The sequence below is a fragment of the Serratia sp. TSO36 genome, from assembly GCF_057808395.1.
In genome coordinates, this window is record NZ_JBJZOU010000006.1 from 102,938 (window position 1) to 116,284 (window position 13,347).

Sequence of the window (13,347 nt, forward strand, 5' to 3'; positions counted from 1 at the left end):
GTATTTACTCCTGCGGCAGCAGCAGGGCGGGCTGGACGTTTTGCGCCAGCTGAATATTGTTGCGGCCGCTGTGCTTCGCCAGATAGAGCGCGGCGTCGGCCGCGCCGATCGCCGATTCGACGTCCAGTTTTTCCAATGCCGAGATGCCGGCGCTGAGCGTCAGCGTACCGCTGTGCTGCGAGCTGGCGCCGTGCGGGATATTCAGTTCCGCCACCCGTTGGCGCACCCGTTCGGCCAGCTGCGCCGCGTAGCCTTCATGCACGTTGGTCAGCAGCACCAAAAACTCTTCCCCGCCGTAGCGCACCACGATGTCGCGCGAACGCACCGCATCGCGGATGGCGATCGCCACCTGCACCAGCGCCCGGTCGCCCATGGCGTGGCCGTAGCTGTCGTTGTAGACCTTGAAGTGGTCGATATCCAGCAGCAGCACGTAGTGGCGGCCGGTTTGCGGTTCCAGCAGCATGTTGATCTTATTCTCCAGCCCGCGACGGTTATAAAGGCCGGTCAGGGGATCGAGCATGCTCAAATTATTGAATTTGTCCCGCTCGTTATACAGGTTGGCCACCAGCGCGTGGGTAAAGATTTCACTGCGTTTCAACATCAGGTGATGAATGGAGAAAGCGATAATAGGTAATAGCGTGGTGAATAATATCCGCAGAGTATTATGCATACCGTCTAAAGCCAGGATCATCATTGCGGAAGGCACAGCGTGTAAACAAAAGGCGGTAAAGTTATCCGTCAGAGAAATAGCGCTGATAAAAAAGATGCTGAACAAACTAATTAATAAAAAATCTTGGTTATTCGGCAGGCAATATTGACTTTTAACGTAGATATGTGCAGCCCACAGCAGGCCGAGCACGCTGGCGAACAGGTTGAGTTTGTACAGGTATTGCCGCGGCGTATGCAGAGAAAATAGCGCCGCCGCCAGACAAAATAACGGGATGCATAATAAAGGCAGAGTAAAAGAAGGGACATCCCTAAAAGGGAACAATAACGTAAATATGGAAGAGGCGGCATTCATCATTAGAAAAAGAAATAATGCCAGGCGCTGCTTGCTGTTCAGTAATTCCTGATAAGAACGGGCGTTCATACGGAGGTCACTCTTTGCAAAGTCGTACTGTCGAATAATTAAGGTTGAGAAGCATTCCCTTGGCGCGAAATATCCACTTGAATTGCATGGTTGACCGTTGTGATTATTATCATGCAAACAGGACTAGGAATTTTCTTATGTCAAATTATCATTTTTTCCTGCTGGTGTCATCTGGGTTTGGTCATCGCAGCGAAAATGATGCGGCGGCCAAAAAAGTGTTATATGATATTGGTTATCATTATCACTTGAGGGGGTTGTCATGCTCACTGCCATGATTGCCGCATGCGGGCTGTGGGGCGTCAGCTGGTGCCTCGGCGATCGCTTGGCCAGCGCCTGGGGCGTTTTGCTGCCGTGCGCGCTGATGCCGCTGCTGGCCTTGATCGATCTGGATATGATGCAGCTGCGCAGCCTGATCGTGATAGCGATGTTGGCGACGCTTGTGATGCTGTTCAACAGCCGGCTGCGTCATTATCTGCTGCTGCCTTCCTGCATGGCGCTGGCGGGCGGCCTGGCGGCGGTCAGCCTCAACTTCAGCTTCGGGTAAAACGCCGGAAACGGCAAAACCACGCTTAGGCGTGTTTTTCATCAATGCGTTGGGATTTTTTCGAAGGAACTACCGGAGAGATCATCAATTGGTGCGAAGAGAGGGACTTGAACCCTCACGTCCGTAAGGACACTAACACCTGAAGCTAGCGCGTCTACCAATTCCGCCACCTTCGCACAGTCGATGTTGTTGCTTTGATTTATATTACGTCGCCAGCGTGGTGCGAAGAGAGGGACTTGAACCCTCACGTCCGTAAGAACACTAACACCTGAAGCTAGCGCGTCTACCAATTCCGCCACCTTCGCATCGATGCTGAGTGCAATATAAATCATGTGGTTATTTGGTGCGAAGAGAGGGACTTGAACCCTCACGTCCGTAAGGACACTAACACCTGAAGCTAGCGCGTCTACCAATTCCGCCACCTTCGCGTACCAGAAACATTACCGGAGTAACGTTACCACGGAGGCGAATTCTAGAGATTTTGGCGGGCACGTCAACAGTTATTTCCCCGCATTGCGGGCGTTTGCTGGAAAAACAGCCATATCGCCGCTTTTCCGCTGGTCAAACAGCCAAATCAGCCAATCAATCAACACCCTGACCCGTGGCGCCAGGAAACGGCCGGGCGGATACATGATGTAAATCGGCATCGGCGGCGGCGGCGTGTCCGCCAGCACTTCCACCAGTTCGCCCCGTTCCAGCCAGGGGGCAAGCGAATAGCGCGCCGCCTGAATCAACCCCATGCCGGCCCGCGCGCCGGCGATGTAGGCGTCGGCGCCGCTGACGCTCAGCCGGGCGGGGAGTTCGCGCAGTTCCACTTTGCCGCCGCGGCAGAATTCCAGCGGGTAATCGCGGTTGCTGGCCAGGGAAAAATACCCTACCGCGCGGTGCGGCTCCAGGCTATCAATGTCGAGCGGCGTGCCGCAGGCCTGCAGGTAAGCGGGGGAAGCGCAGGTGACCTGCGGCAACTGGGCGATGCGCCGCGCCGCCAGGCTGTCGTCTTCGGTTTCCCAGGCGCGCAGCACGCAGTCCACGCCTTCACGCAACAGATCGACGTGGGTGTCGTTGGCGCCCAGCGCCAGCGTGATGTCGGGATAGCGGCGGTAAAAGTCGTCCAGCGCCGGAATGACGATCTGGCGCGCCAGCGAATGGGGCATATCGATGCGCACTTTGCCGGACGGTTGCAGCTTATGGTGGCTGAACAGCGTGTCCGCCTCCTCAAGCGCCCCCAGCAACTGTACGCAGCGTTGATAGTAGAGGCTGCCTTCGCTGGTCACCTGCACCTGGCGGGTGGTGCGGATCAGCAGGCGCACGCCCAGCCGCTGCTCCAGCCGTTTCAACGCGTTGCTGACCGTGGCGCGCGGCAGCTGCAGGCGCTCGGCCGCCCGGCTGAAGCTGCCCAGTTCGACGATGCGGATAAAAATGCGCATGGCTTGAACCTGATCCATGTCCACTCCGGATTGTTGGTGATTTTTGAACAGTTATGTGCAATCTGCATTATTTATCTTTGTAGCGTAAACAACCAGACTTTGCTGCGTTATCCGTTCATCGCATGAGGGCAGCACAATGCAACAACGTAAACTGGGTTCTCACGGCCCCCTCGTCTCCGCCTTGGGGCTGGGATGCATGGGCATGAGCGACTTCTACTCCACCGGCGCCGATCGGCAGGAAGCCATCGCCACGCTGCACCGGGCGCTGGAGCTGGGCGTCACGCTGCTCGACACCGCCGACATGTATGGCCCGCACACCAACGAGGAATTGGTGGGGGAAGCGATCAAGGGCAAACGGCAACAGGTGTTCCTGGCCACCAAGTTCGGCATCCTGCGCGATCCGGCGGATCCTTCGGCGCGCGGCGTCAGCAGCCGGCCCGAATATATCCGGCGCTCGGTGGAAGGCAGCCTGCGGCGCTTGGGCGTAGAAGAGATCGATCTTTATTATCAGCATCGGGTCGATCCGCAGGTGCCGATCGAAGACGTCGTGGGCACGATGGCGGATCTGATCCGCGAAGGCAAGATCCGCCATATCGGCCTGAGCGAGGCGTCGGTCGCCACGCTGGAGCGGGCGCACAAGGTGCATCCGATCACCGCACTGCAGACCGAGTATTCGCTGTGGACGCGCGATGCCGAACAGGGCGTGCTGGCGGCCTGTGAGCGCCTCGGCATCGGCTTTGTGCCTTACAGCCCGTTAGGGCGCGGTTTCCTCACCGGCGCTATCCGGCGGCCGGAGGATCTGGCCGAGGACGATTTCCGCCGCGGCAACCCGCGCTTCCAGGGGGAAAACTTCGCCCGCAACCTGGCGTGGTGGAGAAGGTGGGTGAGCTGGCGGCACAGAAGGGCGTCAAGCCTTCACAGCTGGCGCTGGCCTGGGTGTTGGCGCAGGGCGAGCACATCGTGCCGATCCCCGGCACCAAACGCCGTCGCTACCTCGAAGAGAACGTCGCGGCGGCGGAGATAACGCTGAGCGCGGCCGAGCTGGCGGTGATAGACGCGGTGTTTCCGCTGAGTGCGGCGGCCGGCGATCGCTACGGCGCGGAGTCGATGGCCTATATCAACGGCTAAAAAAAAGCGCGGCCTCAGGCCGCGCTCTGTCGTTTTCCGCCAACGGCGAATTATTTCTTCTTCGGCGCGCGCGGCGGGCGGCCGACGGTGGCCTGATACACCTTGAAGCGGCCGTTCTGCGCCAGCACTTCGTGGCTGCCAAAGGTGGCGTCCAGAATGTCCGGGTACGGCAGGAAGGCGTTGGCGACGATGCGCAGCAGGCCGCCGATCGGCAGGTGTTTCACCGCGCCGCGGATCAGGGTTTCGGCGGCGGTCAGGCTGGTCTGCAGCCCGTCGTGGAACGGCGGGTTGGAGATGATCATGTCGAAACGGCCGGTGATGTCGGAGTAAACGTTGCTGACGATCACTTCGCCTTCGATGCCGTTGGCGGCCAGCGTCGCGCGGCTGGATTCCACCGCGGCGGCGTTGACGTCGCTGAGGGTAAGTTTCACCTTCGGCGACAGCTTGGCCATCACCGAGGCCATCACGCCGGCGCCGCAGCCGATGTCCAGCACCTTGCCTTTCATGTGTTTTTCCAGCGTCGACAGCAGCAGCGAGCTGCCGACGTCCAGGCCGTCGCGGCTGAACACGCCCGGCAGCGTTTTCACTTCCAGATCGTGCAGCTGATAGCTGTCCCACCAGTCGTCCAGGCTGAACTCGGTCTGTGCGTCCAGGCGGCCGTGATACAGGCCGCAGCGGCGCGCGCTGTCGATTTTCACCAGCGCAACGTGGCCTTCCAGCGTTGGCTCGGCGCTGCGCACGCCGCTGCGGTTTTCACCGACCACGAACACGTCTACGCCCACCGGCAGCAGCGCCAGGATGTTGCACAGCTGGAATTGCGCTTCCTGCTTACTCTTCGGCCAGTAGTAAACCAGCGTGTCGCAGTCGGCGACGAAAGCGGGATCGACGGTCAAACCGAACTGCACGTTATCGCCCATCGTCCGGTTCAGTAACTGCCAGTGATGGTATTGCTGAGTGTGGACGCGCACGTCCGCGGCCTCGAATTGGGCCGGCAGGCTGTCCTGCAGGTCGCCGGCAAACAGCACGCGGCGTTCGATAAATTCATCACTGTGGCGCAGCATGACTTCACTGGCGGGGGTTAATGCAGACATCAGATATTGGCTCCTGGAAATGAGACCGGGGATTATAGAGCTTTGTGGCGATATGTTCGACGGGTTTGTTGGCGCGGGCTGCGCGGGTTTGTTAGCATAGCGCGGCGCATGGCAGGCATGGCGCACCACAACGGGTAGGAATCGGCATGGCATCAAAACGCGACTGGCTGTTACAACAACTGGGTATTACGCAGTGGACATTGCGCCGCCCGGGCGTGTTGCAGGGCGAAGTGGCGGTCAGTCTGCCGCCCGAGGCGCGCCTGCTGGTGGTGGCGCAGACGCTGCCCGCACCGGACGATCCGCTGTTTTGCGACGTGCTGCGCAGCCTGGGGCTGACGCCGGCGCAAACCTACAGCCTGACGCCGGAACAGGCGGCAATGCTGCCTGAAGAGACCGCATGCAACAGTTGGCGGCTGGGCGTGGCGGAACCGCTTGCGGTCGCCGGCGCGCAGCTACACAGCCCGGCGCTGGCCGAGCTTTCCCAAGACGCGGGGGCCAAACGCGCCCTCTGGCAGCAGATTTGTCATCATGAACACGATTTCTACCCTGACGGCGGCCGACCTGGCCACGGCCTTCACCATTGAGCAAGCCAGCCACGCTTTTCCCTGGACGGAAACCACCTTCGCCAGCAATCAGGGCGATCGCTACCTTAACCTGAAGCTGAGCGCCGACGGGGAGATGGCGGGGTTCGCCATCACGCAGATCGTGCTGGACGAAGCCACGCTGTTCAACATCGCCATTCATCCGCAGTACCAGCGCCGTGGCTTTGGCCGCCTGCTGCTCAACGCGTTGATTGAACGGCTGGAGAGCCGCGGCGTGGTCACGCTGTGGCTGGAAGTGCGCGCCTCCAACCAGGCGGCGATCGCGCTGTATGAAGATCTCGGTTTCAACGAAGTTACCGTGCGCCGCAATTATTACCCGAGCGCCCACGGCCGCGAAGACGCGATCGTGATGGCGCTGCCGCTGGCGTAATCCGCCCGGCCGGTAAAAGCATTGATTGTCACCGGTTGGCAAATCGGCGAAAATGCCCGGCTGTTATCTTTTATTCACCGCTTTGCCCGGCGCCGCGATCGGCGCGTTCTGATGATGTCGCAGGGCGGACTAACCGTAGAACCTGAAAACCATGTCTCCTAGTGAATTTGCCCGCGAAGTCTCCAAAAGAAGAACTTTCGCCATCATCTCGCACCCCGATGCCGGTAAAACCACCATTACCGAAAAAGTGCTGCTGTTCGGACAGGCGATCCAGACCGCCGGTACGGTAAAAGGCCGTGGCTCCAGCCAGCACGCCAAATCCGACTGGATGGAAATGGAAAAGCAGCGTGGGATCTCGATCACCACCTCGGTGATGCAGTTCCCGTACCGCGACAGCCTGGTCAACCTGCTGGATACCCCGGGGCACGAAGACTTCTCTGAAGATACTTACCGTACTCTGACGGCCGTCGACTGCTGTCTGATGGTGATCGACGCCGCCAAGGGCGTTGAGGATCGCACCCGCAAGCTGATGGAAGTGACCCGTCTGCGCGACACGCCGATCCTGACCTTCATGAACAAACTGGACCGCGATATCCGCGATCCGATGGAAGTGATGGATGAAGTCGAGCGCGAACTGAAGATCGCCTGCTCACCCATCACCTGGCCGATCGGCTGCGGCAAGCTGTTCAAGGGCGTTTACCACCTGTACAAGGATGAAACCTACCTGTACCAGACCGGTAAAGGCCACACCATTCAGGAAGTGCGCATCGTCAAGGGCCTGAACAACCCGGAGCTGGATGCGGCGGTGGGTGAAGATCTGGCGGCGCAGCTGCGCGATGAGCTGGAGCTGGTGCAGGGCGCTTCCCACAAGTTCGATCAGGAGGCTTTCCTGAGCGGCGAGCTGACCCCGGTGTTCTTCGGTACCGCATTGGGCAACTTCGGCGTGGATCACATGCTGGACGGCCTGGTGGCCTGGGCGCCGGCGCCGATGCCGCGCAAAACCGACACCCGCGAAGTGACGGCGGCGGAAGAGAAATTCACCGGCTTCGTGTTCAAGATCCAGGCCAATATGGATCCGAAACACCGCGACCGCGTGGCCTTTATGCGCGTGGTTTCCGGCCGCTACGAGAAGGGCATGAAGCTGCGCCAGGTGCGCACCGGCAAAGACGTGGTGATCTCCGACGCGCTGACCTTTATGGCCGGCGACCGTTCGCACGTGGAAGAAGCCTATCCGGGCGACATCATCGGCCTGCACAACCACGGCACCATTCAGATCGGCGATACCTTCACCCAGGGTGAAGACATGAAGTTCACCGGCATCCCGAACTTCGCGCCGGAACTGTTCCGCCGCATTCGCCTGCGCGATCCGCTGAAGCAGAAACAGCTGCTGAAGGGGCTGGTGCAGCTGTCCGAAGAGGGCGCGGTGCAGGTGTTCCGTCCGATCGCCAACAACGATCTGATCGTCGGTGCGGTCGGTGTGCTGCAGTTCGACGTGGTGGTAGCGCGCTTGAAGAGCGAGTACAACGTGGAAGCGCTGTACGAGTCGGTCAACGTGTCGACCGCGCGCTGGGTCGAGTGCGACGACGTGAAGAAGTTCGAAGAGTTCAAGCGCAAGAACGAGATCAACCTGGCGCTGGACGGCGGGGACAACCTGTCCTATATCGCGCCGACCATGGTGAACCTCAACCTGACGCAGGAACGTTATCCTGATGTGACCTTCCGCAAGACGCGCGAACACTGATCAATCGGCAGGGCGCCCAGTGCGCCCTGCACGCCTCTCCTATTCCCACTGCGCTAATTAATAAACCTCCCTCATATTTTTCCTGCGAACCTAGGTCACCAGGCGATGTTCGTTCGGCCTGCATTTTCCGTCTAATGGTCTATCTTTAACGGGATGTCCGCACATTGCTTGAGAGTAAATCACTGCAATACGCTATTTGTTTGGTGAGTTATTCTGATGTGTTGCCGATAGGAGACAGTCAGTGTCTTTAAATATCAATGAGATAGCTATATTTCAGTTTTGTGTGACTTAGCCTGTCGTCAATAGGCGACAGTTTTTTGGCTAAAAATCCAACGTCTGATTTTTTTTCTTTGATTTTTAAGGTGTTTTTTAAGTTGGCACGGCCGTTGCAGTATTCCTGTCGTGAACGCTTAATCGTATAGCGATGATGAAGTATTTACCGAGAAGGCCGCGTGAAGGTGGCCGCAGGGTTCCGGCGCTCTGGCGTTGTGAGCCCCCAACAAAAGGAAGAGATCGATGAAAAAGACCAAATTTGCACACTCGCTGATGGCTGTTGTATTGGGTTCTGTGTTGGTCAGCGGCAGTGCGCTGGCCGAAGAGAGTCTGCTCAACAAGGCGTCTAACGCCGCGGACAGTGCCGGTGCCAAAATCGATAGCTCCATGAAAAAAGTTGACGGTTACATGGATGACAGCGCGATAACGGCTAAAGTTAAAAGTGCGTTGGTGGAAGATAAAACCATCAAAAGTTCCGACATTTCGGTGAAAACCGAAAAAGGCGCCGTGACCCTGAGCGGGTTCGTCGGCAGCCAGGCGCAGGCGGAGCATGCGGTCGCTGTCGCCGGCAAGGTGGAAGGCGTCAAGACCGTCAGCGACAAGCTGCACGTGAAAGATGAAGCCAACCAGTCGATCAAATCGTATGCCGGCGACACCGCCACCACCAGCGAGCTGAAAGCCAAGCTGCTGGCCGATGACATCGTACCGTCGCGCAATGTGAAAGTGGAAACCACCGATGGCGTGGTGCAGCTTTCCGGTGAGGTGAAAACGCAGGCGCAGTCTGAGCGTGCGGAAAGCATCGCCAAGGCCATCGACGGCGTGAAAAGCGTGAAAAACGACCTGGTGGTCAAGCCGTAATCCCGCCAGGCGCCCGTAACAAGTAACAACAAGCCGCATCGGTCGGGCCGTGAAGGCGGCCCGACATGTACCACCAAAAAAAGAAACTGATTTGCCGTCGACGCCCCGTTGTCGGGGCGGTAGACAGCAGCGAATTTTTTCACAATGGTAAGGAGAAGCTTATGTTTCGTTGGGGCATTATCTTTTTAGTCATCGCGCTTATCGCTGCGGCACTGGGGTTCGGTTCGCTGGCGGGCACCGCCGCCTGGGCGGCTAAAATCGTGTTTGTCGTCGGCATTATCCTGTTCCTGGTCAGCCTGTTCACCGGCCGCCGGCGCCCTTAGCCGGCCGGTATTTTCCTGCAAACTGTAATAAAGCTTAATTCCTTTTCTCACGTCGGGGAGGGCCGGCCATGAACAGCGACATCATCGTCGGGCGCTGGAAACAGCTGAAAGGCCAGGTATGGCAGGCATGGGCCGAATGGTCCGGCAGCGATTGCGTCTGGCTGGCCGGCAGTAATGATTTCCTCGCCGGCGTGCTGCAAGAGGATTACGGAAGAGAGCGAGACGCGGTATCCTCGGAGAAAACGTCTCACTGAGGATGCCAAGTTGGGATACAGAATACCCATCACGCTCGGCAATATAGAACCGCTGGCGTCTAAGCCCTTTCAGCCAGGCAAGATGGCGCTGGTCTGCGAAGGCGGCGGCCAGCGCGGCATTTTCACCGCCGGCGTGCTGGACGAGTTTCAGCGCGCGGGCTTTAACCCTTTCGACCTGCTGATCGGCACGTCGGCCGGCGCCCAGAATCTGTCCGCCTACATTTGCGGGCAGGTGGGCTACGCGCGCCGGGTGATCACCCGTTACACCACCTCGGCTCAATTCTTCAATCCGCTGCGCTTCGTGCGCGGCGGGCATCTGATCGATCTCGATTGGCTGGTTGATACGGCGGCGGCGCAGATGCCGCTGGCGATGGACGTGGCGGAACGGCACTTTACCGACGGGCGCGAGTTTCTGCTGTGCGCCTGCCGCAGCGACGATTTCGAACCGACCTATCTGCCGGCGCAGCGCGAGCGCTGGCTGCCGGCCATCAAGGCGTCCAGCGCCATTCCCGGCTTCTATCGCCAGGGCGTGGAGCTGGACGGCATCAGCTATCAGGACGGCGGCATCAGCGATGCGATCCCGGTGGAAGAGGCCTATCGCCGCGGCGCCGACACCATCGTAGTGATCCGCACCGTGCCTTCGCAGATGTACTACACCCCGCAGTGGATGAAGCGCATGGAGCACTGGCTGAGCGACAGCAGCCTGCAGCAGATGGTGCGCATCCTGCAGCATCACGAGCAAAGCTATCACCGCATCCAGCGCTTTATCGAGAAGCCGCCGGGCAAGCTGCGCATCTTCGAGATCTTCCCGCCGAAGCCGCTGGCCAGCAATGCGCTGGGCAGCCGACTGGGGGCGCTCAATCAGGATTATCACCTGGGGCGCCGCTGCGGCCGCTATTTCCTGGCCACCGTCGGCCAGTGGATGGCGCAGCCGGAGCCGGACGGCATGAAGGTGAAAAAAGCGCTGTCGCGCCGCCTGATCCAGCCGGAGAACGTCAGAATGCCTTCGCCGATCGTGACCGACATCGTCATGCCGTCCGATCTTGGCGCGCAGCCGGAGGCCGCGGTGGTGGCGCCGAAGATCATTCTGCCGGGCGATCTGCCGCCGGGTGAAGGGGGCGCGCTGTGAGTTATGCCTTTACCGACACCCACTGCCATTTCGATTTCCCGCCCTTTACCGGGCATGAGGGCGAGAGCCTGGTGCGGGCGGCAAGCGCCGGCGTCACGCGCATCATCGTCCCGACGGTCACCGCCGATCGCTTCGCGCGGGTGCTGCGGCTGGCGCAGGATCACGCGCCGCTGTTCGCCGCGCTGGGGCTGCATCCGCTGTATATCGCGCAGCATCATGAGCCGCAGTTGGAGCAACTGGCGGCGCTGCTGGCCGAACGGCCGCGCAAGCTGGTGGCGGTGGGGGAGGTCGGGCTCGATCTGTATATGGACAACCCGCAGTTCGAGCGCCAGCAAAGCGTGCTGCTGGCCCAGCTGCGGCTGGCGAAACAGCATGATCTGCCGGTGATCCTGCACTCGCGCCGCACCCACGATCAGCTGGCTGCGGCGCTGCGGCGCATGCAGCTGCCGCGTCGCGGCGTGGTGCACGGCTTCGCCGGCAGCCTGTCGCAGGCGCAGGCGTTTATCCGCCTCGGCTATTACATCGGCGTGGGCGGCACCATCACCTATGAGCGGGCGCAGAAAACGCGCGGCGTGATGGCGCAGCTGCCGCTCGAGGCGCTGCTGCTGGAGACCGATGCGCCGGACATGCCGCTGGCGGGCTATCAGGGGCAGCCGAATCGCCCCGAACGCGCCGCCGAGGTGTTTCAAACGCTGTGCGAGCTGCGGCCGGAACCGGCCGACGAGATCGCCGCCCATCTGCAGCGCAATGCTCAGGCGCTGTTTGCCATGCCGGATTGATGAGGTGGTAACGTGACCTGCGTCACGTTATAAGATTTTCATTTGCGTCTCGTTGTATGCATTTGTGACATAAATCGGTGCGAGAGTGACCTCGCTCAGTATAATCCCCCCGAAACTCTCCAATAGCAGACCTCTCTTTATGAGCAGGGATGTATTTTATTTTTTGCAACAGGGAAACTTTGCATGCAACTCATCATGAGCCTAGTCGGCATGGCGGTGCTGATCGCCATTGCGGTGCTGCTCTCCAGCAACCGCCGGGCCATCAAACTGCGCACCGTCGCGTGGGCGTTCATCATTCAGGTCGGCATCGGCGCGCTGGTGCTGTATGTGCCGCTGGGCCGCAGCATCCTCGGCAGTATGTCGAACGGCGTGGCAAACGTTATCGCCTACGGCAATCAGGGCATTTCGTTCATTTTCGGCGGGCTGGTGTCCGACAAGATGTTCGAGGTGTTCGGCGGCGGCGGCTTCGTGTTCGCGCTGCGTGTCCTGCCGGTGATCGTGTTCTTCTCCTCGCTGATTGCGGTGCTGTACTACCTCGGCATCATGCAGTTGGTGATCCGCGTGCTGGGCGGCGGGCTGCAAAAGCTGTTGGGCACCTCGCGCACCGAATCGCTGTCGGCGACCGCCAACATTTTCGTTGGCCAGACCGAAGCGCCGCTGGTGGTGCGTCCGTATATCGCCACCATGAGCCAATCAGAACTGTTCGCGGTGATGTGCGGCGGCCTGGCCTCGGTGGCCGGTTCGGTGCTGGCGGGATATGCGCAGATGGGCGTGCCGCTGGAATACCTGATCGCCGCGTCCTTCATGGCCGCGCCGGGCGGGCTGTTGTTCGCCAAGCTGATGGTGCCGGAAACCGAGCAGACCCACGATAAAGACGATGCGATGAAGCTGATCGCCGAAGAGGATCGTCCGGCCAACGTGATCGACGCGGCGGCTTCCGGCGCGGCCTCCGGCATGCAGCTGGCGCTGAACGTCGGTGCGATGCTGCTGGCGTTTATCGCGTTGATCGCTTTGCTTAACGGCATTCTCGGCGGCATCGGCGGCTGGTTCGATTATCCGCAGCTGTCGCTTGAACTGATCCTCGGCTGGGTGTTCTCGCCGATCGCCTTCCTGATCGGCGTGCCGTGGAGCGAAGCGATGACCGCCGGTTCGTTCATCGGCCAGAAGATCATCGTCAACGAGTTCGTCGCCTACATGAACTTCGGCGCCTATCTGCGTCCGGACGACGTAGTGGCGGCGGAAGGCCTGCAGGTGCTGTCGGCCCACACCAAGGCGATCATCTCCTTCGCGCTGTGCGGCTTCGCCAACCTTTCCTCGGTGGCGATCCTGCTGGGCGGTCTGGGCAGCATGGCGCCCAATCGTCGCCACGACATCGCGCGCTTCGGTCTGAAGGCCGTGGCGGCGGGCACGCTGTCCAACCTGATGAGCGCCACCATCGCCGGCTTCTTCCTGGCGCTGTAAGCCATCCCGAGGCTCGCGACGGCGCGACCGATCGCGGGACTCCGCCTATGCTCTAAGCAACGCGGGTGCGTGCCGCACCCGCGATCTTCAGCCGCTTCTTTAGCGAATTTGTGAACGATATCGCGTTATTTTGTGATGCTCTTCACATATAATTCCGGTCTGTTACAGTGCTATTTCATATAGTGTGACGATGAACGCGAATCGCCTCCGGCATTCGTGTTCAAATAGCTATTACTGGCCGGCCGCAAGGCGGGTGGCCATGTGCGGTGAGAAGGAT

The 13,347-nt window shown here is 60.0% G+C and carries 13 protein-coding genes, 3 tRNA genes and 1 pseudogene; 11 read left to right on the forward strand and 6 right to left on the reverse strand.

Annotation, left to right across the window (positions count from 1 at the left end; genetic code table 11):
* Positions 1-4: 4 nt before the first annotated feature.
* A complete protein-coding gene (locus ACK3CV_RS03535; RefSeq protein WP_370739131.1) occupies positions 5-907 on the reverse strand; it encodes a GGDEF domain-containing protein in 903 nt (300 codons plus the stop codon).
* 442 nt (positions 908-1,349) lie between these two features.
* On the opposite strand from ACK3CV_RS03535, the gene ACK3CV_RS03540 reads away from it, so the two are divergent.
* On the forward strand, positions 1,350-1,634 hold the full coding sequence (locus ACK3CV_RS03540) for a DUF1435 domain-containing protein (RefSeq protein WP_033637006.1): 285 nt from the start codon (positions 1,350-1,352) through the stop codon (positions 1,632-1,634).
* A gap of 89 nt (positions 1,635-1,723) precedes the next feature.
* Here ACK3CV_RS03540 and ACK3CV_RS03545 read toward each other — a convergent pair.
* The 4 genes from ACK3CV_RS03545 to ACK3CV_RS03560 form a co-directional block, all read right to left on the reverse strand.
* A tRNA-Leu gene (locus ACK3CV_RS03545) sits at positions 1,724-1,810 on the reverse strand.
* 42 nt (positions 1,811-1,852) lie between these two features.
* A tRNA-Leu gene (locus ACK3CV_RS03550) sits at positions 1,853-1,939 on the reverse strand.
* Between the two features lie 36 nt (positions 1,940-1,975).
* Positions 1,976-2,062, reverse strand: a tRNA-Leu gene (locus tag ACK3CV_RS03555).
* Between the two features lie 72 nt (positions 2,063-2,134).
* Complete coding sequence (locus ACK3CV_RS03560; RefSeq protein WP_164141282.1) at positions 2,135-3,079, reverse strand: LysR family transcriptional regulator; 945 nt, start codon at positions 3,077-3,079, stop codon at positions 2,135-2,137.
* Positions 3,080-3,197: 118 nt separating this feature from the next.
* On the opposite strand from ACK3CV_RS03560, the pseudogene ACK3CV_RS03565 reads away from it, so the two are divergent.
* A pseudogene (locus ACK3CV_RS03565) lies at positions 3,198-4,189 on the forward strand (aldo/keto reductase).
* A 50-nt stretch (positions 4,190-4,239) separates the two neighbouring features.
* Here ACK3CV_RS03565 and rsmC read toward each other — a convergent pair.
* Entirely contained in the window at positions 4,240-5,280 is a 1,041-nt protein-coding gene (rsmC, locus tag ACK3CV_RS03570; RefSeq protein WP_164141284.1) for a 16S rRNA (guanine(1207)-N(2))-methyltransferase RsmC, read from the reverse strand.
* Positions 5,281-5,426: 146 nt separating this feature from the next.
* Here rsmC and ACK3CV_RS03575 point away from each other — a divergent pair, with 146 nt between their 5' ends.
* The 9 genes from ACK3CV_RS03575 to ACK3CV_RS03615 all read left to right on the forward strand — a co-directional run bounded on the left by ACK3CV_RS03575 (position 5,427) and on the right by ACK3CV_RS03615 (position 13,070).
* A complete protein-coding gene (locus ACK3CV_RS03575) occupies positions 5,427-5,864 on the forward strand; it encodes a DNA polymerase III subunit psi (protein ID WP_033637012.1) in 438 nt (145 codons plus the stop codon).
* Complete coding sequence (gene rimI, locus ACK3CV_RS03580; RefSeq protein ID WP_033649119.1) at positions 5,809-6,252, forward strand: ribosomal protein S18-alanine N-acetyltransferase; 444 nt, start codon at positions 5,809-5,811, stop codon at positions 6,250-6,252. The genes ACK3CV_RS03575 and rimI overlap by 56 nt, the downstream gene beginning before the upstream one ends.
* Positions 6,253-6,403: 151 nt before the next feature.
* Positions 6,404-7,993, forward strand: coding sequence for a peptide chain release factor 3 (gene prfC / locus ACK3CV_RS03585; protein ID WP_164039349.1), 1,590 nt, complete (start codon positions 6,404-6,406; stop codon positions 7,991-7,993).
* Positions 7,994-8,509: 516 nt separating this feature from the next.
* A complete protein-coding gene (gene osmY, locus ACK3CV_RS03590; protein ID WP_033637016.1) occupies positions 8,510-9,124 on the forward strand; it encodes a molecular chaperone OsmY in 615 nt (204 codons plus the stop codon).
* A gap of 161 nt (positions 9,125-9,285) precedes the next feature.
* Positions 9,286-9,447, forward strand: coding sequence for a DUF1328 domain-containing protein (locus ACK3CV_RS03595; protein WP_004857650.1), 162 nt, complete (start codon positions 9,286-9,288; stop codon positions 9,445-9,447).
* Between the two features lie 68 nt (positions 9,448-9,515).
* Entirely contained in the window at positions 9,516-9,701 is a 186-nt protein-coding gene (locus tag ACK3CV_RS03600) for a CsbD family protein (RefSeq protein WP_033637017.1), read from the forward strand.
* Positions 9,702-9,711: 10 nt separating this feature from the next.
* Positions 9,712-10,830, forward strand: coding sequence for a patatin-like phospholipase family protein (locus ACK3CV_RS03605; protein WP_164039352.1), 1,119 nt, complete (start codon positions 9,712-9,714; stop codon positions 10,828-10,830).
* Positions 10,827-11,609 carry a TatD family hydrolase gene (locus ACK3CV_RS03610; RefSeq protein WP_033652871.1) on the forward strand — a complete coding sequence of 261 codons (783 nt, stop codon included), beginning with the start codon at positions 10,827-10,829 and terminating at the stop codon, positions 11,607-11,609. Before ACK3CV_RS03605 ends, ACK3CV_RS03610 begins: the two co-directional genes overlap by 4 nt.
* Before the next feature lie 183 nt (positions 11,610-11,792).
* On the forward strand, positions 11,793-13,070 hold the full coding sequence (locus ACK3CV_RS03615) for a NupC/NupG family nucleoside CNT transporter (protein ID WP_033637021.1): 1,278 nt from the start codon (positions 11,793-11,795) through the stop codon (positions 13,068-13,070).
* The last annotated feature ends 277 nt before the right edge of the window (positions 13,071-13,347 follow it).